We start from the raw sequence: 23,199 nt of genomic DNA, 5'->3' as shown, positions 1-23,199 counted from the left end.
CCCCCCCCCCCCCCCCCCCCCCCCCCCCCCCCCCCCCCCCCCCCCCCCCCCCCCCCCCCCCCCCCCCCCCCCCCCCCCCCCCCCCCCCCCCCCCCCCCCCCCCCCCCCCCCGGGGCGGGCGGAGCCCCTCACCCCGGCCCTCTCCCCAAAGGGGAGAGGGTGTTTTAAGTCCCCGGACCGTACATGGGGAGAGGGTTAGGGTGAGGGGGATTGGCTTACTCTTCGTGCTCTTCCCACGCCAGGGCGCGTTTCACCGCTTTCTTCCAGCCGCTGTAGCGGTAGTTGCGCTCGGTGGTTTCGATGCCAGGGCGGAATTCGCGTTCGATGACCGCTTTCTCCTGCAGCTCGTCCAGGTTCTGCCAGAAGCCTACCGCCAGACCGGCAAGGTACGCTGCGCCCAGCGCCGTTACTTCACGCACTTCTGGGCGCTCAACGCGGGTGCCCAGTATGTCGGACTGGAACTGCATCAGGAAGTTGTTAGCCACCGCGCCGCCGTCCACGCGCAGGGCGTGCAGACGAATGCCGGAGTCTGCCTGCATCGCTTCCAGCACGTCGCGCGTCTGGTAGGCGATGGATTCCAGGGTGGCGCGGATGATGTGGTTAGAGTTCACACCACGCGTCAGGCCGAAAATCGCGCCGCGGGCATACGGATCCCAATACGGCGCGCCCAGACCAGTGAACGCAGGCACCACGTACACGCCGTTGGTGTCTTTCACTTTGGTCGCGAAGTACTCGGAGTCAAACGCGTCGCTGATCAGCTTCATCTCGTCGCGCAGCCACTGAATGGATGCGCCTGCCATAAACACCGCACCTTCCAGGGCATAGTTCACCTCGCCGCGCGGGCCGCAGGCGATGGTGGTCAGCAGGCCGTTTTCTGACTTCACCGCTTTCTCGCCGGTGTTCATCAGCATAAAGCAGCCGGTGCCGTAGGTATTCTTCGCCATCCCTTCCTTCACGCACAGCTGGCCGAACAGCGCCGCCTGCTGGTCACCGGCGATCCCGGCGATAGGAATACGGGTGCCGCCTTTACCGCCGATGTTGGTCTGGCCGTACACTTCAGACGACTTACGCACTTCAGGCAGCATTGCGCGCGGAATATCCAGCGCGTCCAGCATCTTGTCATCCCACTCCAGGGTGTTGATGTTGAACAGCATCGTACGCGAGGCGTTGGTGTAGTCGGTAACGTGGACGCGTCCCTGAGTCATCTTCCAGATAAGCCAGGTATCGACGGTCCCGAACAGCAGCTCGCCGCGCTTTGCACGCTCGCGTGAACCTTCCACGTGGTCGAGGATCCACTTCACTTTGGTACCTGAGAAGTACGGGTCAACCACCAGGCCGGTGGCGCTGCGCACATACTCTTCCATCCCGTCACGCTTAAGCTGTTCGCAGATTTCTGACGTACGGCGGCACTGCCAGACGATGGCGTTGTAAATAGGCTTACCGGTTTCGCGTTCCCACACTACGGTGGTTTCACGCTGGTTGGTAATACCAATCGCGGCAATCTCGTCGGAACTGATATCGGCTTTCGCCAGCACTTCCACCAGCGTGGAGCTTTGTGACGCCCAGATCTCCATCGGGTCGTGTTCTACCCAGCCTGGACGGGGATAAATTTGCTCAAATTCACGTTGAGACACGCTGACAATGTTCGCGTCATGATCCATTACGACAGCGCGGGAGCTGGTAGTGCCCTGGTCGAGCGCAACGATATATTTTTTTTCGGTCATGGTATGTGTCCCGTAGTCAGATTACAGCGAAGCTTTTTGTTGTGCGGTAGAAGTCGTTTTCTTCTCCTCGTCCACACAGGTGTCGCACGGTAAGTGGCGACCAATTAATTTGCGGTAGCTAAATGCGCCCAGCGCAGCCCCGACAACCGGCGCAAACAGCGGCACCAGGAAGTAAGGAATGTCTTTGCCGCCGGTGAAGGCCACGTCGCCCCAGCCTGCGATAAAGGCGAACGCTTTGGGTCCGATATCACGCGCCGGGTTCATCGCGAAGCCGGTCAGCGGGCCCATGGATGCGCCAATCACCGCAATCAGCAGACCAATCAGCAGGGGAGCCAGCGGACCGCGCGGAATGCCGTTTCCGTCGTCGGTCAGCGCCAGGATAACGCCCATCAGAATAGCGGTAATCACCATTTCAACTGCGAACGCCTGCACAAAATTGATATGCGGGTTAGGGTAGGTTGAGAAGATGCCTGCCAGATCCAGACTTTCGACGCTGCCGCGCACCATATGATGCGTCTGTTCGAAGTCGATGAAAAGATTGTAATAAAGCCCGTAAACTAACGCCGCTGCGCAAAACGCGCCGGCAAATTGAGAAATAATGAAAGGAACAACTTTGCGTCCGTCGAAGCACGCGAACAGCCACAGTGCGATAGTCACCGCCGGGTTAAGATGTGCACCAGAGACCCCTGCAGTCAGGTAGATGGCCATCGCCACGCCCAGACCCCAGATGATACTGATTTCCCACTGACCAAAACTGGCACCCGCCACTTTCAGTGCAGCGACACAGCCCACTCCGAAGAATATCAACAACCCGGTACCAAGGAACTCGGCAATGCACTGGCCTTTTAAGGTTGATGTCTGACTCATAATCGGAATCCTGAAGAAATTGATGTTTATTGTTAGCGTGGCCGCCCGTGACAGCCACGATGCCCTGTAGACATAGTGTTAATTTATCGTTAACGAGCAAAAACGAGAAATATCGAAATTAAAATGTGTGGTCTGTGTCAATAAAATGAGCGTTTTCGCGCCATAAAGCGCGTTTTTGCATCAGTCGCGCACGGCGAGTTGAATCATTTTTTTAACGAATGGGTTAACAACTTAGTGGTATATGCGGCGAACGCACCAGGACGAGGCCGAAAAGTGTTGCAAACCGCGATCTGCGTGGCATGCCGCTGGACAGGGGCGACTGCGCTCCATACAATCGGAACATATGTTGTGCGCGTTTACGTTAAAGCGTCGCCTTGCAATTCAGGAGAGGTAGGATCATGTCTTTAGAAGTGTTTGAGAAACTGGAATCGAAAGTACAGCAGGCGATTGACACCATCACGCTGCTGCAGATGGAAATTGAAGAGCTGAAAGAGAAGAACAACAGCCTGGCGCAGGAAGTTCAGAACGCTCAGCACGGCCGCGAAGAACTGGAGCGCGAAAACAACCAGCTGCGCGAACAGCAGAACGGTTGGCAGGATCGCCTGCAGGCGCTGCTGGGACGTATGGAAGAGGTCTAATTCCTGTTGGGATTGCACTGAACAGGCCGGGTAAGGCGACAACGCCACCCGGCTTTTTTATGGTTTGATGTCAGTCTGCAACAACCATAAAAAAGGCCGCCAAAGGCGGCCTTAACGCTACTTGTCCTGCGCTGTCATAGTAAGAGCAATTAACACATTGGGTTCATCACTCTTTACTACGAGTACGCTGGCGACAATGAACGCAATACATAAATAGCGTTTCATTATGCGGTCCCTGCAGCTAACCGCTCCACCGTTCACCATCGGTGATAAGTCGGTGGACACAAGCCTGGTTAAAGGCTGCTTTACGGTTGTGAGTACACCTTTCCCTGGACCGATGCCCATTTGCAAGATGGCGGAAAGGGACGCAGCATCATAATGAGCAATACCTGCGTAGTTAAGGTTTCCATAGATAATTAGGAATTTATAAAGGGCTAACAGGGATCACCTGAGGTATGAACCAGGGTAAGATAAAAATCCTGGTTAAAGGTTGCAAAATTTCCCAACGGACCGCGAATCCCGAGGGACAAAAAAACCGCCACATTGCTGTTGGCGGTTTTTTTATGGTTCACGCTGACTCTTTTACTACTCAATATCCAGCGGATCTTCGGAAAGGATAATGCCGGTATTATCAGCGTAGAGATGGTCCCCGGAGAAGAAGGTCACGCCGCCGAAATTGACGCGCACGTCGCTTTCGCCGATGCCGTCACCTGCAGCGCCTACCGGAATGGCCGCGATGGCCTGAATTCCAATATCCAGGTCTTCGAGATCGTCCACCTGACGCACGGAGCCGTATACCACGATGCCTTCCCACTCGTTCTGGACGGCAATTCCGGCCAGTTCAGCATCAATCAGTGCGCGACGCACGGACCCGCCGCCGTCGACCACCAGAACGCGGCCACGGCCGTTCTGTTCGAGCAGATCGTACAGCAACCCGTTGTCCTCGAAACATTTCACCGTGACGATTTGCCCGCCAAACGATGACCGCCCACCAAAGTTGGAGAACAGCGGTTCAACGACGTTGACATCTTCCTGGTAGATGTCACAAAGCTCGGAGGTATCGTATTTCATAGGTTTAACGCTCAGTTGCTGCGAATGTGTTCAGTATATCGTGCGAAATGCGTTGTTGGCAAAATCATCAATTGTTAATTGATATTTGTCAGCTAACTGAGCGTCTGGCTTAACACAATCCCAATGACGAACAACAGGTTAGTCAGCAGCGCGCCTTTTACCGTTCGCTCCAGCATCGGCGGCATGGCTGCCGGGCTGAGTTCACGCATCACAAAGCGGGCCTGCTTAACCAGCAGCGGCGCGGCAAGCACAAACAGCCAGCCCCACAGGCTGTGCAGGGAAATCAGGTTAAACAGCGCCAGGCAAACCAGCGCGCCAATAAGCAGGCAGGCATGATAGCGGCGCGCATTCACCGGCCCCAGACGCACCGCCAGCGTGTTCTTGCCGTTCTCACGGTCGCTGTCGATATCGCGCAGGTTATTGATATTGAGCACCGCCGTCGCCAGCAGGCCGCAGGCGGTTGCCGGGAGGAACAGGGCAGGGATCACCGTATGCGCCTGTAAGTACCAGCTTCCCATCACGCTCAGCCAGCCGAAGAATACCAGCACGGAGATATCCCCGAGGCCAATATAGCCGTAAGGGCGCGTGCCGACGGTGTAGGTGATGGCCGCGACGATGGCGAGCAGACCCAGCACCAGGAAGCCAATGAAGTCGCTGGTGGTTTTCGAGGCAACCGTCACCAGCGCCAGGCCGGACAAGCAAATCAGTACCACGGTGATAATCAGCGCGCGCTTCATCTGTGCCTGGGTAATGACCCCTTTCTGCATCCCGCGCAGCGGCCCGATACGGTCAGGCTTATCGCTGCCTTTCACCGCATCACCGTAGTCGTTCGCGAGGTTGGAGAGGATTTGCAGCAGGCCAGCGGTAATCAATGCCAGCGCGGCGACCAGCGGATCAAAATAACCCTGCCACCAGGCAAGCGCCGTACCGACGATAATCGCGGCAAAGGCCAGAGGAAGCGTTTTAGGGCGCAGGCTTTCGAGCCACGCCTGAGTACGGCTGATATCAGTCATAGTAATTTAGCCAATAAAAATGGGGGCCTTAGCCCCCATTAACAGTGATGAGAATGCAGTAACCGCGATTATAGGATAAAACGGCTCAGATCTTCATCTGCCACTAATGCATCCAGATGTTTGCTCACATATTCTGCGTCAATGGTAATGGTTTGACCGTTGAGGTCGCTCGCATCATACGAGATGTCTTCCACCAGGCGTTCCAGCACGGTGTGCAGACGACGCGCACCGATGTTCTCGGTGGTTTCGTTGACCTGCCATGCGGCCTGGGCGATACGCTTGATACCGTCTTCGGTGAACTCGAGGTTAACGCCTTCGGTCGCCATCAACGCCTTGTACTGTACGGTAGCAGAGGCGTTCGGCTCGGTCAGGATGCGCTCGAAATCTTCGGTGGTCAGCGCCTGCAGCTCAACGCGGATAGGCAGACGACCCTGCAGTTCCGGGATCAGATCCGACGGGCTGGCCACCTGGAACGCACCGGAAGCGATAAACAGAATGTGGTCCGTTTTCACCATGCCGTGCTTGGTAGAGACGGTGCAGCCTTCAACCAGCGGCAGCAGGTCGCGCTGTACGCCTTCGCGGGACACGTCCGGGCCGGAGCTGTTGCCGCCGCGCTTACAAATTTTGTCGATTTCGTCGATAAACACGATACCGTGCTGCTCAACCGCGTCGATAGCGTCCTGCTTCAGCTCTTCCGGGTTCACCAGCTTCGCCGCTTCTTCTTCAATCAGCAGCTTCATCGCGTCTTTGATTTTCAGCTTACGCGCTTTCTGCTTCTGGCCGCCCAGGTTCTGGAACATGGACTGCAGCTGGCTGGTCATCTCTTCCATGCCCGGAGGCGCCATGATTTCAACGCCCATCGGCGCGGCCGCGAGGTCGATCTCAATCTCTTTGTCGTCCAGCTGGCCTTCACGCAGTTTTTTGCGGAACGCCTGGCGCGCGGCTGAAGGCTCAGCCTGCTGTTCTGCCTGGCCCCAGTTGTTTTTCGCCGGCGGGATCAGCACGTCGAGAATGCGCTCTTCCGCCATCTCTTCCGCGCGGTAGCGGTTTTTCTCAATCGCCTGGACGCGCACCATCTTAATCGCAGAATCGGTCAGATCGCGGATGATAGAGTCCACTTCTTTACCCACATAGCCCACTTCGGTGAACTTGGTGGCTTCAACTTTGATGAACGGCGCGTTCGCCAGCTTCGCCAGACGACGGGCGATTTCGGTTTTACCGACGCCGGTCGGGCCGATCATCAGAATGTTTTTCGGCGTGACTTCGTGACGCAGCTCTTCGTCAAGCTGCATACGACGCCAGCGGTTACGCAACGCGATAGCCACGGAGCGCTTGGCGTTATCCTGGCCGATAATGTGTTTGTTCAGTTCGCTGACAATTTCGCGTGGGGTCATTTCAGACATGGGAGATCCTTACGCTTTGGAGGTCAATTCTTCGATGGTGTGGTTGTGGTTGGTATAGATGCAGATATCACCTGCAATATCCAACGCCTTCACCGCGATATCACGCGCGTTCATATCGGTATTTTCCAACAGCGCGCGGGCTGCAGCCTGGGCATAAGGGCCGCCAGAGCCGATGGCAATCAGGTCGTTTTCCGGCTGAATCACGTCACCGTTACCGGTGATGATCAGCGAGGCGGTTTCATCCGCGACCGCCAGCAGCGCTTCGAGCTTGCGCAGCATACGGTCGGTACGCCAGTCTTTTGCCAGCTCAACGGCAGCTTTCACCAGATGACCCTGGTGCATTTCCAGCTTGCGTTCAAACAGTTCAAACAGCGTGAAGGCATCCGCCGTGCCGCCTGCAAAACCGGCGATCACTTTGTCGTTGTAGAGACGACGCACTTTCTTCACGTTGCCTTTCATGACGGTATTACCCAGCGTGGCCTGGCCATCACCGGCAATTACCACCTGGCCGTTACGGCGTACACTTACTATTGTTGTCACGAGCAGACCCCCTGGTTACAAATTCGGGAAACAGAAGCCCTGAGCCTGTGCTCAGGGCTGAATTAAATGATAGATGGGGGGGATTTTGGGGGTTTCAACCCCCGGAGGCGAGTCGAATGCAGTTTGTGTGACCGGCCACTTTCAGGCGCGAAATGGTGCCATCGGCATTTTCTTTGCCTTTGACCGGGCCAATCACCACGCGATTCCAGCCGTTGTTGGTGGTAATGCGTGAATCAAATCCTTCGAACGCCAGCTGAGCACGCACGGTTTCCGCCTGCTCGGCACCTTTAAACGAACCGCACTGCACCATCCAGCGGCGCTCGTCTTTTTTCTCTGCCGTCTGCTTCGGCGCTTCGGTCTCTTTGGTCACCGGTGCGGCCTGCTGCGTTTTCGGCTGCTGCGCGGTAGTATGCGCTGGCGTCTGGAGCAAATCCTGATACGGCTGCGCCGTTTGCTTTTGCGGCTGCGCTTTTGGCTGTTGAACAGGCTGCGACTGCGCCGTACGCGTCTGCTGCTGCTGGTATGGCTGGGCCTTCGGCTGCTGTACCGGCTGAGTTTGCGTCCACTGCTGCTGCTGCTGCTGCTGTTGCTGCTGTTGAATTTGTGCCTGGCGCTGACGCTGCAGCTGCAACGTTTGCTGACGCTGCGCTGGCGTTTGTTCATTCCACGGCACTTCGTTCAGCTGCGTCGGCTGCTGGCGCATATCGGCCTGCATCTGTGCCAGCAGCTGCCGCTGCTCGTCCGTCAGCTGGTCGGCATTTTTCACTTCGCCACCGGCTGAGGGCTCAGTAGGTGCGCGCACGCCGGGCTGACGGCTTTCCAGCTCTTTAATATAGCGCCAGCGCTCTTCAGGTTTCGGCGGCAGACCATTTCCCACCACTTTGTTGCCCTGAAGCGCCTCGGACTCTTCTTTTTTATGGTGCGTGATGAAGTACAGGCCGCCAATAAAGGCCACCAGCACTGCCGCAGCAATAGCGACCATTGCTGGCGAGACCGCAGGCAGATTACGCTGCTTGCTTTTTGAACTACTCTTTTTGCGTCGCGAAGGTGCCGGCTGGCCGCGACGTACATAATCTCGTTGTGCCACTATCGTTTCGCTGTATTTATTCGTTCGTCAGCCCGCCATGTTACTTAAGCGGCGGGGCTTTGACCAGATAAGGGTGTCCGAAAGGCGTTTACTTTAAGTCAATGCCTGGGTCGAACCGCGAACAATCAGCTCGCAGTCCAGTAACCGCGAACCGCTGCTAACCGTTTGACCCTGCAGCTGATCCAGCAGAAGCAGCATCGCTTCACGGCCAATCTGATAGCGCGGTTGTGAAACGGTGGAGAGCGGCGGATCGCAAAACTCTGAAAGCGAAATGTTATCGAAGCCGATAATCGACAGGTCTTTCGGCACGCGTAACCCACGGCGCTTGGCGTATGATAGCGCCCCCAGCGCCATCACGTCGCTGTGGCAGAACACCGCCGTTGGCGGTTCCGGCAGCGCCAGCAGTCTCTCCAGCGCCTGTCCGCCCGCTTCGAAAGTAAAATCGCCGCGCGCAATGTAGTGCGGATCGACAATCGCCCCGGTACGGCGCAGCGCCTGAACATAGCCCTGCAGGCGATAGTGGCAGAGCGGCATCTCTTCCGGCCCGGCAATGCAGCCAATGCGCTTATGCCCCAGCTCCTGAAGATAGTTCACCGCGTTGAACGCGGCCGTCAGGTTATCGATATGTACCGTGGGTAGTTCCAGCTCAGGCGCAAACTCGTTGGCCATCACCATCGGCGGTAAATTGCGCTGTTCTTCGATGCTGGCATCAAACGGCAGGCGCGATCCAAGCAGCAGCATGCCGTCAATCTGCTTGGTGATAATGAGGTCGATAAAGGTTTTTTCCTGCTGGTTCTGGTGGGCACAGTCGCCAATCAGCACCAGATAGCCCTGCTCCGCCGCCGTCACTTCGATACCGCGAATGATCTCGCTGAAGAAGGGATCGCAGATGTCCGGCACTATCACCAGGATGGTCCGCGATTCATTGCGCTTGACGTTCCGCCCCATCGCCTGCGGGAAATACCCCACTTCCAGGGCCGCCTGTTCAACCTTGTTACGGGTCGCCTGGGAGACTTTATCCGGGTTCATTAATGCGCGGGACACGGTTGCCGTTGAGACTTGTGCTTTCTCGGCAACGTCTTTCATGGTCGCCGTGGCAACCTCTTTCCTGGACTTCAACGTCTTCTCCTCGCCTGAACACCGAACTGCGGACGTCACCATTTTTACAGATAGTTAATGGAATCGGTTACAGAATTTTCATAAAAAGTGTGAGGCGCGTTAAATTTTTCGATCCGTCTTCAGCCTTCGATGGGATCGACGTCCAGCACCCACTTCACTTTACGCGCTTCCGGCAGGGTGTTGATGAGCGCCAGCGTGCCGCTGACGATGTGCTGCAGGCGAATGCGCGAGGGGTGCTGAAGTAAAATTTGCCAGCGGAAGCGTCCACCGCGTTTTGGCGCCAGCGCAGGCACCGGGCCCAGGATCCACAGCTGGTTATCCACCAGCGGGCTGGCCTGCAGGAGATTCCTCAGCTGTTGCAGGAAAAGCGGCGCCTGCTGGTTGTTATGATCTTCCGCGCGGATGATGACGTGGCTGGTCCACGGCGGCAGCTGCATGGTCTGGCGTTCGGCCAGCGCCTGCTCGGCAAAGGCGTCATAGCCTTTGTGCAGCAGAGTCTGTAGCAGCGGATGCTCAGGATGGTGCGTTTGCAGTACCACCTCGCCCTGCTTGCCTGCGCGTCCCGCACGCCCTGCCACCTGCGTATAAAGCTGGGCGAAGCGCTCGGCGGAGCGGAAATCTGCCGAGAACAGCGCGCCGTCGACGTCCAGCAGGGCGACCAGCGTCACGTCCGGGAAGTGGTGCCCTTTGGCCAGCATCTGGGTGCCAATCAGAATGCGCGCGCCGCCGCGGTGCACTTCCGCAAGCTGCTGCTCCAGCGCCCCCTTGCGGCTGGTGGTGTCCCGGTCGATTCGGGAAATAGGCACGTCCGGGAAGAAGGGGCCTAGCGCCTGTTCCAGCTGTTCCGTGCCCAGACCCACCGGCACGATATGCGTTGATCCGCACGACGGGCACTGGCGCGGCACCGGGCGCTGGCTGTCGCAGTGGTGGCAGCGCAGGTGTCGCTGGGCCTGGTGGAAGGTGTAGTAGTGGTCGCAGCGCGGGCATTCGGCAATCCAGCCGCAGTCGTGGCACAGCAGGGCGGGGGCGAATCCGCGACGGTTCAGGAACAGGATCACCTGGTTCCCCGCCTGCAAATGCTGGCGCATGCGGGAAATCAATGCGGGCGCTAACCCGGCCTGCACCTGCTGGCCTTTGAGATCCAGCACGTGCTGAATGGCCGGGCGGGCGTTCCCCGCGCGGCGCGTCAGGCGCAGCATGTGGTACTTACGCTGGCGTACGTTGTGCAGCGTTTCGAGCGCAGGCGTGGCGGATCCGAGAATAATGGGAATTTGCTCGCTGTGCGCGCGGTAAACCGCCAGGTCGCGGGCATGGTAGCGCCAGCCTTCCTGCTGTTTATAGGAGCTGTCGTGCTCTTCGTCGATGACGATGACACCGAGGTTTTTAAACGGCGTAAACAGCGACGAACGGGTGCCGATCACAATCGCCGCTTCGCCGTTTTTCGCTTTCAGCCAGGCGCTGAGGCGCTCGCTGTCGTTAAGCCCGGAGTGCAGCACCTCAACCGGCGCGTTAAAGCGTTCGCGGAAGCGGGCGATGGTCTGCGGCGTCAGGCCGATTTCCGGCACCATCACCAGCGCCTGTTTGCCCTGCGCGAGCACGTTTTCCAGCACGCTCAGATACACTTCAGTCTTGCCGGAGCCCGTCACGCCCGCCAGCAGCCAGGCGGAAAAATGGTCCGAGGCGCTGTGAATGGCGCCTACCGCGGTAGCCTGCTCGGTATTCAGGCGCAGGCGATCGCCCGAGACGGAGAAGCCGTCGCGCCAGTCGTGAAGGGCGGGCGCTTCGCTGGCCAGCTCGCTCAGCCCTTTCTTTCTTAATGCCTGTAGCGCCGTTTCGCTGACCTCAAGCTCGTCGACCTGATGCCGCCAGATTTTTCCCTGACGCAGCGCCGCCAGCGCCTGCTGCTGTTTCTGCGAGCGCTTCAGGCTGTTGATGTCCACGGCCTGACCCTGTTCGGTGGCAAACCAGTACCACATCGGGGCGTGGCTGGCGCTCTTGCCCTGGCGCAGCAGGATCGGCAGAGCGTGGAAAAGGACGTCGCCAATCGGGTGATGATAATAATCCGCCGCCCACAGCAGCAGTCGCCAGGTGCTGGTGGAGTAAACCGGCTCGCTGTCCAGCACCTCAACCACCGACTTCAGTTCATTGAGGGGCAATTCGCTTTTATCGCTGACGGAGACGACGATCCCCACGCGCTGCTGTTTGCCAAACGGCACGGTCACGCGACAGCCCGCTTTGGCGCTCATGCTGTCGGGCAGCAGGTAGTCAAAGGTGCGGGGAAGCGGAACGGGCAGGGCAACGTGAGCGACGGGCATCGAATCTTCCTGACTTGAAAAGTGGCGCGTTAGTATACACATTAGTAAAAGCGGCGTGCGGATCAGTTTGCATACGCTGGTTAAATTCTGTATGATTCGCCGCCTTTGGTGTACTTTACGCCAAAGAACTTACATTCAACATCGCGTGGTGTCTGGCGTTAGGGCTGGAAGAGCGACGCGGCCTTAACTGAGGTTCTCCCATGAAAAAAGATATTCACCCGAAATACGAAATGATTACTGCAAACTGCTCTTGCGGTAACTCTATCCAGATCCGCTCTACCGTGGGTCACGATCTGAACCTGGACGTGTGCGGCAAATGCCACCCGTTCTACACTGGTAAGCAGCGTGATGTTGCAACCGGTGGCCGTGTTGACCGCTTCAACAAGCGTTTCAGCATCCCGGGCGCTAAATAAGTTTCCCGAAAAAAAGGCACCGCGAGGTGCCTTTTTTGTATCCGCTTCTCAGTATTCCCACGTCTCCGGGTCGATACCCAGTTCACGCATGATCACCTTCGCCTCTTCCGGGATTTCGTCGCTACGCTCTTTGCGCAGATCGTCATCGTTCGGCAACGGTTGGCCGGTAAACGCATGCAGGAACGCTTCGCATAGCAGTTCGCTGTTGGTCGCGTGGCGCAGGTTATTCACCTGACGACGCGTACGTTCATCGGTGAGGATCTTCAACACCTTCAGAGGAATGGAAACCGTAATTTTCTTTACTTGCTCACTCTTCTTACCGTGCTCAGCGTATGGGCTGATATATTCGCCGCTCCATTCAGCCATGAGATACCTTTAATCCTCTCAGTCATTAATCTAAAGGTGCAAACCGGTCACTGCCCGTTTTGAACCGTAATCTTGCATAGTTTACCGTAGAGACGATACCGTGGCACGGATATTGCCGCTGCAGCGTGCACTAAAGCATATAATTTTAACGGCTATTTGCGCATTGCTCAATCTATACGCAAAGAAGTTTAGATGTCCAGATGTATTGACGTCCATACTTTCAATGTTTACTCTGGTGCCTGACTTTTCACCTCATTCGCCAGGAAGCCCTCACCATGACGCGTAAACAGGCCACTATCGCAGTGCGTAGCGGATTAAATGATGACGAGCAGTACGGCTGCGTTGTCCCGCCCATTCATCTTTCCAGTACCTACAATTTCACCGGATTTAATGAACCGCGCGCGCATGACTACTCGCGTCGTGGCAACCCTACGCGTGATGTAACCCAGCGTGCGCTGGCCGAGCTGGAAGGGGGCGCAGGGGCAGTATTAACCAATACGGGGATGTCCGCCATTCACCTCGTGACGACAGTGTTTCTGAAACCGGGCGATCTGCTGGTTGCGCCGCACGACTGCTACGGCGGCAGCTATCGTCTGTTTGACAGCATGGCAAAGCGCGGCTGCTACCGCGTGCTGTTTGTCGATCAAAACGACGAGCAGGCGCTGAAACAGGCGCTGGCAGAGAAGCCGAAGCTGGTTCTGGTGGAAAGTCCAAGCAACCCATTGTTGCGCGTTGTCGACATTGCGAAAATTTGTCAGCTCGCAAGGGATGCGGGAGCGATAAGTGTAGTGGATAATACCTTCCTCAGTCCGGCCCTTCAGAACCCGTTAGCACTGGGTGCGGATCTGGTATTGCATTCATGTACTAAATATCTGAACGGCCATTCTGACGTGGTGGCGGGCGTGGTGATTGCAAAAGATCCCGACGTTGTCACGGAACTGGCATGGTGGGCCAATAACATTGGCGTCACCGCGGGCGCGTTCGACAGCTACCTGCTGTTGCGCGGCATCCGCACGCTTTCGCCGCGCATGGACGTGGCGCAGCGCAATGCCCAGGCGATTGTCGATTTCCTGAAAAACCAGCCGCTGGTGAAGAAGCTTTATCACCCGTCGCTGCCGGAAAACCAGGGGCACGAGATTGCCGCGCGCCAGCAGAAAGGATTTGGCGCGATGTTAAGTTTTGAACTGGACGGTGACGAGCAAACGCTGCGTCGCTTCCTGAGCGGGCTGTCATTGTTTACGCTGGCGGAATCCTTAGGTGGGGTTGAAAGCTTGATCTCCCACGCCGCGACCATGACGCACGCAGGTATGGCACCGGAAGCGCGTGCCGCCGCCGGGATTTCCGAGACGCTGCTGCGTATCTCGACCGGTATTGAAGATTCTGAAGATTTAATTGCCGATCTGGAAAATGGCTTCCGGGTCGCAGCCAAGGGGTAATCATGAGTGTGATAGCGCAGGCAGGGGCGAAGGGTCGTCAGCTGCACAAGTTTGGTGGTAGTAGTCTTGCTGATGTGAAATGTTATCTGCGCGTCGCAGGGATCATGACCGAATATTCACAGCCGGGTGACATGATGGTTGTCTCGGCGGCGGGCAGCACCACCAACCAGTTGATTAGCTGGCTGAAACTGAGCCAGACCGATCGCCTTTCTGCGCATCAGGTGCAACAGTCCTTACGTCGTTACCAGAGCGAGCTGATTGCCGGCCTGCTGCCTGCGGACGTGGCGGACGGGCTGATCGGCGCCTTCACGCATGACCTTGAGCGTCTGGCTGCCCTGCTGGACAGCGGGATTACCGACGCGGTGTATGCCGAAGTGGTGGGCCACGGTGAAGTGTGGTCCGCGCGCCTGATGGCCGCCGTGCTGCAACACCTGGGCGTGGACGCGGCCTGGCTCGACGCGCGTGATTTCCTGCGCGCGGAACGCGCCGCGCAGCCTCAGGTGGACGAAGGGTTGTCCTATCCGCTGCTGCAACAGCTGCTGGTGCAGCATCCGGGTAAACGTATTGTCGTCACCGGCTTTATCAGCCGCAGCAACGCCGGTGAAACCGTGCTGCTGGGCCGTAACGGCTCGGACTACTCGGCAACGCAAATTGGTGCCCTGGCGGGCGTGTCCCGCGTTACCATCTGGAGCGACGTGGCCGGTGTTTACAGCGCGGACCCGCGTAAGGTGAAAGATGCCTGCCTGTTGCCGCTGCTGCGTCTCGACGAAGCCAGCGAGCTGGCGCGTCTGGCGGCACCGGTGCTGCACGCGCGTACGCTGCAGCCGGTTTCCGGCAGCGATATCGACCTGCAGCTGCGCTGTAGCTACACGCCGGATCAGGGTTCCACGCGCATCGAGCGCGTGCTGGCATCCGGCACGGGCGCGCGCATTGTCACCAGCCACGACGACATCTGCCTGATTGAGTTCCAGGTCCCTGCGGGTCAGGACTTCAGGCTGGCGCATAAAGATATCGACACGATCCTGAAACGCGCCCAGGTGCGTCCGCTGGCCGTTGGCGTTCATAATGACCGCCAGCTGCTGCAGTTCTGCTATACCGCCGAAGTGGCGGACAGCGCCCTGAAAATTCTGGATGAAGCGGGCCTGCCGGGCGAGCTTCGCCTGCGTCAGGGGCTGGCGCTGGTGGCAATGGTCGGCGCGGGCGTCACCCGCAACCCGCTGCACTGCCACCGCTTCTGGCAGCAGCTGAAGGGCCAGCCGGTGGAGTTCACCTGGCAGTCGGAAGAGGGCATTAGCCTGGTCGCCGTCCTGCGTAAAGGGCCAACCGAAAGCCTGATTCAGGGCCTGCACACCTCGCTGTTCCGCGCGGAAAAGCGCATCGGACTGGTGCTGTTTGGTAAGGGCAACATCGGTTCCCGCTGGCTGGAGCTGTTTGCCCGCGAACAGGTCACGCTTTCGGCGCGTACCGGGTTTGAGTTTATTCTTGCGGGCGTGGTGGATAGCCGCCGCAGCCTGCTGAACTACGAGGGGCTGGACGCCAGCCGGGCGCTGGCCTTCTTTAACGATGAAGCGGTTGAGCAGGACGAAGAGTCGCTGTTCCTGTGGATGCGCGCGCACCCGTATGACGATCTGGTGGTGCTGGACGTCACCGCCAGCGAACAGCTTGCCGATCAGTATCTGGATTTCGCCAGCCACGGTTTCCACGTCATCAGCGCCAACAAGCTGGCGGGGGCGAGCAGCACCGATAAATACCGTCAGATCCACGACGCGTTTGAAAAAACGGGTCGCCACTGGCTCTATAACGCCACCGTTGGCGCGGGCCTGCCGGTTAACCACACCGTGCGCGACCTGATTGAAAGCGGCGACAGCATTCTGGCGCTGAGCGGGATCTTCTCCGGCACGCTCTCCTGGCTGTTCCTGCAGTTTGACGGCACCGTACCGTTCACCGACCTGGTGGATCAGGCCTGGCAGCAGGGCTTAACCGAGCCCGATCCGCGCGTTGACCTCTCCGGTAAAGACGTGATGCGCAAGCTGGTGATCCTGGCGCGCGAAGCCGGTTATGACATCGAGCCGGATTCCGTACGCGTCGAGTCGCTGGTGCCTGCGGGCTGCGAGGAAGGGTCCGTTGACCATTTCTTCGAGAACGGCGACGAGCTGAATGACCAGATGGTGCAGCGTCTGGAAGCGGCGAACGAGATGGGGCTGGTGCTGCGCTACGTGGCGCGTTTCGAGGCCAACGGTAAGGCGCGCGTGGGTGTCGAGGCGGTGCGTCCTGACCATCCGCTGGCGGCGCTGCTGCCGTGCGATAACGTCTTCGCTATTGAAAGCCGCTGGTACCGCGATAACCCGCTGGTGATCCGCGGCCCGGGTGCGGGACGCGACGTCACCGCCGGGGCCATCCAGTCCGATATTAACCGTCTGGCTAAGCTGCTGTAATCTCTCCCCCTCACCCTAACCCTCTCCCCAAAGGGGAGAGGGGACTGCCCGGTGCTACCTTTCCACCCCCATCATGAATTCTCCTCATCTTCCCTGAGCAAACCTCACCGTTAATGTGATTATTTCTGTTGACGTCACGCCGCTTTTCCGTCATTTTTACATCTGGACGTCTAAACGTATAGAAGTTCACAACACAACAGACAACGACACGCGAAAGATAGAGGTAAGGTATGAGCTTTTTTCACGCCAACCAGCGGGAAGCACTGAATCAGAGCCTGGCCGAAGTAAACGGCCAGATTAACGTCTCTTTTGAATTTTTCCCGCCGCGCACCAGTGAAATGGAGCAAACCCTGTGGAGCTCTATCGATCGCCTGAGCAGCCTGAAGCCGAAGTTTGTCTCCGTGACCTACGGTGCGAACTCCGGCGAGCGTGACCGCACGCACAGCATTATTAAAGGCATTAAGGACAGAACCGGTCTGGAAGCGGCGCCGCATCTGACCTGTATCGACGCCACCCGCGATGAGCTGCGCGCCATTGCCCAGGACTACTGGAACAACGGTATCCGCCATATCGTTGCCCTGCGCGGCGATCTCCCTCCCGGCAGCGGCAAGCCAGAGATGTATGCGGCCGATCTGGTCGGGCTGCTGAAGGAGGTGGCCGACTTCGATATCTCCGTGGCCGCCTATCCTGAAGTTCATCCGGAAGCGAAAAGCGCCCAGGCGGATCTGCTTAACCTGAAGCGTAAGGTGGAGGCCGGTGCCAACCGCGCCATCACCCAGTTCTTCTTTGACGTGGAAAGCTATCTGCGCTTCCGCGACCGCTGCGTCTCGGCCGATATCGACGTCGAAATTATCCCGGGCATTCTGCCGGTCTCTAACTTCAAACAGGCGAAGAAGTTCGCCGATATGACCAACGTGCGCATTCCGCTGTGGATGTCCAAAATGTACGAAGGGCTGGACGACGATGCGGAAACCCGCAAGCTGGTGGGGGCCAACATCGCGATGGATATGGTGAAAATCTTAAGCCGCGAAGGGGTGAAAGACTTCCACTTCTACACGCTGAACCGCGCGGAGATGAGCTACGCCATCTGTCATACGCTCGGCGTTCGCCCGGCGTAATTAGCAAAAAGCCCTCATAAAATTGAGGGCTTTTTAGTCAGGTAGAGAGTTAAAAGGTATTAACTATCGAATCTGTGGATTAATTCAACTATATCTTATTGCTAGTGGTGTATATCGTAACGGTAACACTGTAAAGGGAGCATAGCGATGAGCACGTCAGACGAGACCAATAACGCGGCATCCGCCGGCAAATGTCCGTTCCATCAGGGCGGCGTCGATCACAGCGCGGGCGCAGGTACCGGCAGCAAAGAGTGGTGGCCTAAACAACTCCGCATCGATCTTCTAAATCAACATTCCAACCGTTCAAACCCGCTGGGTGAAGACTTCGACTACCGCAAAGAATTCAGCAAGCTCGACTATTCCGCCCTCAAGGGCGATCTCAAAGCCCTGTTAACCGACTCTCAACCGTGGTGGCCTGCCGACTGGGGCAGCTACGCGGGTCTGTTTATTCGCATGGCCTGGCACGGGGCAGGTACTTACCGCTCCGTGGACGGACGCGGCGGAGCCGGACGCGGCCAACAGCGCTTTGCGCCGCTGAACTCCTGGCCCGATAACGTCAGCCTGGATAAAGCGCGCCGCCTGCTGTGGCCAATCAAGCAAAAATACGGACAAAAAATCTCCTGGGCCGACCTGTTTATCCTCGCGGGTAACGTGGCGCTGGAGAACTCCGGCTTCCGCACCTTTGGATTTGGCGCCGGTCGTGAAGACGTCTGGGAACCGGATCTGGACGTAAACTGGGGCGATGAAAAAGCCTGGCTGACCCACCGTGACCCGGAAGCGCTGGCGAAACGCCCGCTGGCGGCCACCGAAATGGGCCTGATTTACGTGAACCCGGAAGGGCCAAACGCCAGCGGTGAACCGCTGTCTGCGGCTGCGGCAATTCGCGCTACCTTTGGCAACATGGGCATGAACGACGAAGAGACCGTCGCGCTGATTGCAGGCGGCCATACGCTCGGTAAAACCCACGGCGCGGGTGAAGCCACGCACGTTGGCACCGACCCGGAAGCCTCGCCGATTGAAGCGCAGGGCTTAGGCTGGGCCAGCACGCACGGCACCGGTATTGGCGCTGACGCTATCACCTCCGGGCTGGAAGTCATCTGGTCACAAACTCCGACCCAGTGGAGCAACTACTTCTTCGAGAACCTGTTCAAATACGAATGGGTGCAGACCCGCAGCCCGGCAGGTGCGATTCAGTTTGAAGCCGTGGATGCGCCGGAAATCATGCCAGACCCGTTCGACCCGTCGAAAAAACGTAAGCCAACCATGCTGGTCACCGACCTGACGCTGCGCTTCGACCCGGAATTCGAGAAAATTTCCCGTCGCTTCCTGAACGATCCGCAGGCCTTTAACGAAGCCTTCGCGCGCGCGTGGTTCAAACTGACCCACCGCGATATGGGGCCAAAAGCGCGGTACATCGGCCCGGAAGTGCCGAAAGAAGATCTGATTTGGCAGGATCCGCTGCCGCAGGCGGTGTTCCATCCGACGCAGGAAGATATTGAAAGCCTGAAAGCGGAAATCGCGGCCTCTGGCCTCTCCGTGAGCGAGCTGGTTTCCGTGGCCTGGGCATCTGCATCGACCTTCCGCGGCGGCGACAAGCGCGGCGGTGCCAACGGCGCGCGTCTGGCGCTGGCTCCTCAGCGCGACTGGGATGTGAACGCTGCGGCGGTACGCGCGCTGCCGGCTCTGGAAGCTATCCAGCGCACCACCAACAAAGCTTCACTGGCCGATATCATCGTGCTGGCGGGCGTTGTGGGCGTTGAGCAGGCGGCGAAAGCGGCGGGCGTTTACGTCAACGTGCCGTTCTCTCCGGGCCGCGTAGATGCGCGTCAGGACCAGACGGATATCGAGATGTTCAACCTGCTCGAACCGATTGCCGACGGCTTCCGCAACTACCGTGCGCAGGTGGATGTGTCCACGACGGAATCGCTGCTGATTGATAAGGCTCAGCAGCTGACCCTGACCGCGCCTGAGCTGACGGTGCTGATCGGCGGCCTGCGCGTGCTGGGTACGAACTTTGATGGCAGCAAGAATGGCGTATTCACCAGCCGCGAAGGCGTGCTGAGCAACGACTTCTTCGTGAACCTGCTGGATATGAATACCCAGTGGAAAGCGACCGACGATTCAAACGAGCTGTTTGCCGGTAGCGATCGCGCCAGCGGTGAAGTGAAATACACCGCGACCCGCGCCGACCTGGTCTTTGGCTCGAACGCCGTCCTGCGCGCGCTGGCAGAGGTTTACGCCAGCAGCGATGCGCACGAGAAGTTTGTCCGTGACTTCGTTGCCGCATGGGCGAAGGTGATGGATTTGGATCGGTTTGACGTGAAGTAAAAGCAATCCCCGCTACGGCGGGGATTTTTTTGCCGGTCATCCAGGCGGGGTAAGGCGTAGCTGTCACCCGCTTTTTCAGGCGATCGAGTTCTTTTTACGAACCTCTTCTCCCTTAGAGACTGAGGTTACCAAACGCGTTTTTCCAGTCCTGCTCGAACTTTTCTATGGCCGACTCTACCGCCGGGGTACCGAGCATTTGTTGCGCTACGTCTAAGGGGAGCGTAATTGCCTCGCATCCTGCCAGCAGGCAGTCCAGCGCCTGACGCGGTGTTTTAAAGCTGGCGGCCAGCACCATGCTTTCCGGCGCATGCAGTTCCAGCAGGGACTGTAGCTCCTGCACCATGCGAATACCATCGCCGCCCTGTGCGTCGACGCGATTGACGTATGGCGCAACATACTTCGCGCCTGCCAGCGCGGCCAGTAAACCCTGAGCGGCGCTGTAAACGGCGGTACCCAGCGTGGTAATACCCTCTCTTTTCAGCGCTTTAATGGCGATAAGCCCCTGCGCGGTGACTGGAATTTTCACCACAATACCCGGGATGGCGTTACTCAGGCGCTTGGCCTCCGCCACCATGCCTTCGGCGTCGCGGCTCATGGTTTGGGCAAACAGCGTGCCGTCCGGCCCGATGGCTTTTTGCAGGCGCGGCAGTACGTCCCAGATGGATTCACGGCTGGCGGCAATGATGCTTGGGTTGGTGGTGACGCCCGCAATGGGGAAAACACGAGCAAGGCGTTCCACTTCTGCCACGTTAGCGGTATCCAGATACAGTTCCATTATTTTTCCTCGTCTTAGAGTTCTAATTCGTGCTGCAGCAGGGAGGCAATAGCCTCTTCGGAGCTGGCGTGAACCAGCGCGCTGCGAAAATCGTCATGCATGATGCGACGTGCCAGGCGGGAGAAAATACGCATATGCTGGTCGCCGGCGGCGTGTTTGTTTAGCGTCAGCATGATGATGTACTGTGCCTCCTCATCGCCCCACATGACCGGAGATTTCAGGCGTGCGACGCTGATGGTAGATTGCTCGATATGCTCTGATTTGCTGTGTGGAATGGCGAAACCAAAACCCAGCCCGGTGGAGAAGACGGCCTCGCGGGCCCAGAGATCGGCTTCCAGCTTGCGCGGATAGCGGCAACGCCCGGCGAGCAGCAGGTTATCGGTCATCCCTTTCATGACCTCTTCTTTGCTGTTCCAGTCGTTATCCAGAGAGATGCAGCGTGGCGTCACCAGCGGCGTATCCTGCTGATTCATGCGGAACTGCGCCAGCAGATGCTCCACCTCGAGCGAAGTGCGACACGCCATGGCCTGGTTCAGCAGCTGGCGACAGGCGCGGCTGTCAAGCTGCGCCAGGCGTGCTTTGGTGGCGGGAATGGCAGGCGAGCCCATGCTTAGTTCGTCCAGCCCCAGACCTACCAGTAGCGGCAGCACTGACCCTTTCGCGCCCAGTTCACCGCAGAGGCCAATCCATTTCCCCTGGCGATGCACTGCCTGCACTGCGTAATCCAGCGCGCGCAGGAAGGCCGGGTTAAGACTGTTGTAGTGGCGCGTGACTTTAGCATTGTCGCGGTCGACGGCCAGCAGATACTGCGTCAGGTCATTGCTGCCAATACTAAAGAAATCAATCTCTTCGCAGCACTGATCGATGATGAACATCACCGAAGGCACTTCCAGCATAATGCCGAGCGGGATTTTCTCATCAAACGGAATATGTTCATTGCGAAGCTGCTGTTTTGCTTCGGCGAGTTTCTCTTTCACCCACAGGATCTCTTCCATGGAGGAGATCATCGGGATCATGATCTTCAGGTTTCCGTGAGCAGAGGCGCGCAGGATCGCCCGAAGCTGGGTGGTGAAAAGTGTTGAATACTCTTCGTATATGCGCACGGCACGGTAACCCAGGAACGGATTGTTCTCTGCCGGAATATTCAGATACTCCACCGGCTTATCGCCGCCGATATCCATGGTGCGCACGATAATGCTTCGCCTGTTTGCACTCTCCAGCGCCTGACAGAAAATGTTGTAAAGCTCGTTTTCGCCGGGCGCGCTGGTGCGATCCATATAGAGCATTTCAGTGCGGAACAGGCCCACGCCCTCGGCGCCGTTGCCAAATGCCCCCTGGGCTTCCACCGCGTGGGCGATGTTCGCGGCAATCTCTATGCGCAGACCGTCAGCCGTTCTGGCTTCACGATCGAGCCAGATGCGCTGCTGCTCGCGTATCGCCTGTTGTACCCGTGCTTCTTGTTGATAGTAGCGCGTCACCGCATCGCTGGCATTGACAACGACCGCACCGGCATTGCCGTCGACAAAGACGGGTGCATTGCGCCACTGCAGCAGGCTCTCACTGTCGATGCCGACCAGCGTGGGAATATTGAAGGAGCGCGCGAGGATCACGGTGTGAGAGGTTGTTCCGCCGCTTTTTAACAGCAGCCCTTTCAGCATGGTTTTATCCAGTTCCAGGAACTGGCCGGGAGTGAGGTCGTCAGCCAGGCAGACGCTCGGCTGCGTCAGCTGCCCCGGAGAGGGGAAACGCGCTTCACCGTAGATATGCTGTAAAAGCTGATAGCAGACGTCGCGCACGTCCAGCACGCGTTCCTGCAAATACGCGCTGCTGGAACGAGAGAACGTATCGCAGAAATGGTTCGCCGTGGCGATGATGGCCTGGGCGCAGCTTAAGCCCCGGTTAACTCCTGACAGAAGGTGCTGGCGCAGCGAGGTATCCGTAGCCAGCGAGCGGTGGGCTTCAAGAATGGCGCTGGCGGTACTGTCGCCCTCCAGCGCGTGCAGCTCAATGTGCCTGGCCAGCAGCGTCAGGCCGGAATCCAGCGCCGATTGCTCAGCTTCCACGCTTTGTGCGTCGGGTAAATCGGCCAGTGCGTTGAGATCCAGCGAGGTCAGTACCGTCAGGATGCCCTGTGCGCTGCCGCTGCATACCGGAGTGGCGCGAAAAAGCGTCGGGCTCAGGCGTGTCAGTGATTCTGGTAAGGGATCCAGCTCCGTGTTGATGACTCCTTCAAGCGGTGCGTCGCAGTGCGGGAACTCCTCTCTCAACCACTGTTCCAGACGCTGATGGGCATGTTGCTCATCTTCACCGCAGATCGCCAGACGGCAGGGATCGCCCGCCAGCGTATCGGTACCAATCAATGCCAGCGCGCTTTTGGCATCGCCTTTACGGTCAGTACGCAGGTTATGCCATTCGATTTGCGAGACAAACGTGTTGCACAGCGTTTCCACATGACTTGCCGGACGCGCGTGAACGCCGTTGGGCAATTCACAGGTAAATTCCACTACCAGAGCCATACACACTCCTGAAACCAATCATCATTCATTGGCGA

The 23,199-nt window shown here is 58.1% G+C and carries 18 protein-coding genes; 6 read left to right on the top strand and 12 right to left on the bottom strand.

From position 1 onward, the window contains the following. Positions 1-215: 215 nt before the first annotated feature. Together glpK and UTO39_RS21390 are read right to left on the bottom strand one after the other, a co-directional pair. Complete coding sequence (gene glpK / locus UTO39_RS21395) at positions 216-1,724, bottom strand: glycerol kinase GlpK (RefSeq protein ID WP_028014844.1); 1,509 nt, start codon at positions 1,722-1,724, stop codon at positions 216-218. 21 nt (positions 1,725-1,745) lie between these two features. Further along, a complete protein-coding gene (locus tag UTO39_RS21390) occupies positions 1,746-2,591 on the bottom strand; it encodes an MIP/aquaporin family protein (RefSeq protein WP_320728049.1) in 846 nt (281 codons plus the stop codon). Between the two features lie 398 nt (positions 2,592-2,989). Here UTO39_RS21390 and zapB point away from each other — a divergent pair, with 398 nt between their 5' ends. After that, positions 2,990-3,229, top strand: coding sequence for a septal ring assembly protein ZapB (gene zapB / locus UTO39_RS21385; RefSeq protein WP_010436935.1), 240 nt, complete (start codon positions 2,990-2,992; stop codon positions 3,227-3,229). Between the two features lie 585 nt (positions 3,230-3,814). Here the strand turns inward: zapB and rraA are convergent. From rraA to priA, 7 genes are all read right to left on the bottom strand, one after another. Next, entirely contained in the window at positions 3,815-4,300 is a 486-nt protein-coding gene (gene rraA, locus UTO39_RS21380; RefSeq protein ID WP_014885702.1) for a ribonuclease E activity regulator RraA, read from the bottom strand. A 92-nt stretch (positions 4,301-4,392) separates the two neighbouring features. Next, positions 4,393-5,319 (bottom strand): 1,4-dihydroxy-2-naphthoate polyprenyltransferase, encoded by a 927-nt coding sequence (gene menA / locus UTO39_RS21375; RefSeq protein ID WP_253543521.1) that lies wholly within the window; start codon positions 5,317-5,319, stop codon positions 4,393-4,395. Between the two features lie 62 nt (positions 5,320-5,381). After that, positions 5,382-6,716, bottom strand: a complete 1,335-nt coding sequence (hslU, locus tag UTO39_RS21370; protein WP_010436948.1) for an HslU--HslV peptidase ATPase subunit — start codon at positions 6,714-6,716, stop codon at positions 5,382-5,384. Positions 6,717-6,725: 9 nt separating this feature from the next. Further along, positions 6,726-7,256 carry an ATP-dependent protease subunit HslV gene (gene hslV, locus UTO39_RS21365; protein WP_014072345.1) on the bottom strand — a complete coding sequence of 177 codons (531 nt, stop codon included), beginning with the start codon at positions 7,254-7,256 and terminating at the stop codon, positions 6,726-6,728. 94 nt (positions 7,257-7,350) lie between these two features. After that, a complete protein-coding gene (ftsN, locus tag UTO39_RS21360; RefSeq protein WP_320728048.1) occupies positions 7,351-8,343 on the bottom strand; it encodes a cell division protein FtsN in 993 nt (330 codons plus the stop codon). A 93-nt stretch (positions 8,344-8,436) separates the two neighbouring features. After that, positions 8,437-9,462: a DNA-binding transcriptional regulator CytR gene (cytR, locus tag UTO39_RS21355; protein ID WP_061096494.1), complete on the bottom strand. Its 1,026-nt coding sequence runs from the start codon at positions 9,460-9,462 to the stop codon at positions 8,437-8,439. Between the two features lie 119 nt (positions 9,463-9,581). Further along, entirely contained in the window at positions 9,582-11,777 is a 2,196-nt protein-coding gene (gene priA, locus UTO39_RS21350; RefSeq protein ID WP_045631547.1) for a primosomal protein N', read from the bottom strand. A 200-nt stretch (positions 11,778-11,977) separates the two neighbouring features. On the opposite strand from priA, the gene rpmE reads away from it, so the two are divergent. Beyond that, complete coding sequence (gene rpmE / locus UTO39_RS21345) at positions 11,978-12,190, top strand: 50S ribosomal protein L31 (protein WP_003862040.1); 213 nt, start codon at positions 11,978-11,980, stop codon at positions 12,188-12,190. 48 nt (positions 12,191-12,238) lie between these two features. Here the strand turns inward: rpmE and metJ are convergent, their stop codons facing one another. Further along, positions 12,239-12,556, bottom strand: coding sequence for a met regulon transcriptional regulator MetJ (gene metJ / locus UTO39_RS21340; protein WP_003862042.1), 318 nt, complete (start codon positions 12,554-12,556; stop codon positions 12,239-12,241). Positions 12,557-12,831: 275 nt separating this feature from the next. Here metJ and metB point away from each other — a divergent pair, with 275 nt between their 5' ends. The 4 genes from metB (at position 12,832) to katG (ending at position 19,873) form a co-directional block, all read left to right on the top strand. Further along, positions 12,832-13,992: a cystathionine gamma-synthase gene (metB, locus tag UTO39_RS21335; RefSeq protein WP_320728047.1), complete on the top strand. Its 1,161-nt coding sequence runs from the start codon at positions 12,832-12,834 to the stop codon at positions 13,990-13,992. 2 nt (positions 13,993-13,994) lie between these two features. Then, a complete protein-coding gene (locus UTO39_RS21330) occupies positions 13,995-16,427 on the top strand; it encodes a bifunctional aspartate kinase/homoserine dehydrogenase II (RefSeq protein ID WP_266179907.1) in 2,433 nt (810 codons plus the stop codon). 230 nt (positions 16,428-16,657) lie between these two features. Beyond that, positions 16,658-17,545: a methylenetetrahydrofolate reductase gene (gene metF, locus UTO39_RS21325; RefSeq protein WP_320728046.1), complete on the top strand. Its 888-nt coding sequence runs from the start codon at positions 16,658-16,660 to the stop codon at positions 17,543-17,545. Between the two features lie 147 nt (positions 17,546-17,692). Next, positions 17,693-19,873, top strand: coding sequence for a catalase/peroxidase HPI (gene katG, locus UTO39_RS21320; protein WP_320728045.1), 2,181 nt, complete (start codon positions 17,693-17,695; stop codon positions 19,871-19,873). Positions 19,874-19,985: 112 nt separating this feature from the next. Here the strand turns inward: katG and fsa are convergent, their stop codons facing one another. Together fsa and ptsP are read right to left on the bottom strand one after the other, a co-directional pair. After that, on the bottom strand, positions 19,986-20,648 hold the full coding sequence (gene fsa / locus UTO39_RS21315) for a fructose-6-phosphate aldolase (RefSeq protein ID WP_320728044.1): 663 nt from the start codon (positions 20,646-20,648) through the stop codon (positions 19,986-19,988). Between the two features lie 14 nt (positions 20,649-20,662). Continuing rightward, the gene (ptsP, locus tag UTO39_RS21310; protein WP_320728043.1) at positions 20,663-23,164 is read right to left on the bottom strand and encodes a phosphoenolpyruvate--protein phosphotransferase; all 2,502 of its coding nucleotides are present in this window, start codon (positions 23,162-23,164) and stop codon (positions 20,663-20,665) included. Between the last annotated feature and the right edge of the window lie 35 nt (positions 23,165-23,199).

Origin of the sequence: Enterobacter sp. 118C5 (genome assembly GCF_034107645.1) — a bacterium.
GTDB lineage: Bacteria > Pseudomonadota > Gammaproteobacteria > Enterobacterales > Enterobacteriaceae > Enterobacter > Enterobacter nematophilus.
Note: the sequence above shows the minus strand (reverse complement) of the source record. Positions and strands in the feature narration are given on the sequence as shown.

What these genes read in the sequence shown, in the direction of transcription:
- glpK (WP_028014844.1), bottom strand. Translation starts at nt 1,724, where the DNA reads ATGACCGAAAAAAAATATATCGTTGCGCTCGACCAGGGCACTACCAGC.
- UTO39_RS21390 (WP_320728049.1), bottom strand. Translation starts at nt 2,591, where the DNA reads ATGAGTCAGACATCAACCTTAAAAGGCCAGTGCATTGCCGAGTTCCTT.
- zapB (WP_010436935.1), top strand. Translation starts at nt 2,990, where the DNA reads ATGTCTTTAGAAGTGTTTGAGAAACTGGAATCGAAAGTACAGCAGGCG.
- rraA (WP_014885702.1), bottom strand. Translation starts at nt 4,300, where the DNA reads ATGAAATACGATACCTCCGAGCTTTGTGACATCTACCAGGAAGATGTC.
- hslU (WP_010436948.1), bottom strand. Translation starts at nt 6,716, where the DNA reads ATGTCTGAAATGACCCCACGCGAAATTGTCAGCGAACTGAACAAACAC.
- priA (WP_045631547.1), bottom strand. Translation starts at nt 11,777, where the DNA reads ATGCCCGTCGCTCACGTTGCCCTGCCCGTTCCGCTTCCCCGCACCTTT.
- rpmE (WP_003862040.1), top strand. Translation starts at nt 11,978, where the DNA reads ATGAAAAAAGATATTCACCCGAAATACGAAATGATTACTGCAAACTGC.
- metJ (WP_003862042.1), bottom strand. Translation starts at nt 12,556, where the DNA reads ATGGCTGAATGGAGCGGCGAATATATCAGCCCATACGCTGAGCACGGT.
- metB (WP_320728047.1), top strand. Translation starts at nt 12,832, where the DNA reads ATGACGCGTAAACAGGCCACTATCGCAGTGCGTAGCGGATTAAATGAT.
- UTO39_RS21330 (WP_266179907.1), top strand. Translation starts at nt 13,995, where the DNA reads ATGAGTGTGATAGCGCAGGCAGGGGCGAAGGGTCGTCAGCTGCACAAG.
- metF (WP_320728046.1), top strand. Translation starts at nt 16,658, where the DNA reads ATGAGCTTTTTTCACGCCAACCAGCGGGAAGCACTGAATCAGAGCCTG.
- katG (WP_320728045.1), top strand. Translation starts at nt 17,693, where the DNA reads ATGAGCACGTCAGACGAGACCAATAACGCGGCATCCGCCGGCAAATGT.
- fsa (WP_320728044.1), bottom strand. Translation starts at nt 20,648, where the DNA reads ATGGAACTGTATCTGGATACCGCTAACGTGGCAGAAGTGGAACGCCTT.
- ptsP (WP_320728043.1), bottom strand. Translation starts at nt 23,164, where the DNA reads ATGGCTCTGGTAGTGGAATTTACCTGTGAATTGCCCAACGGCGTTCAC.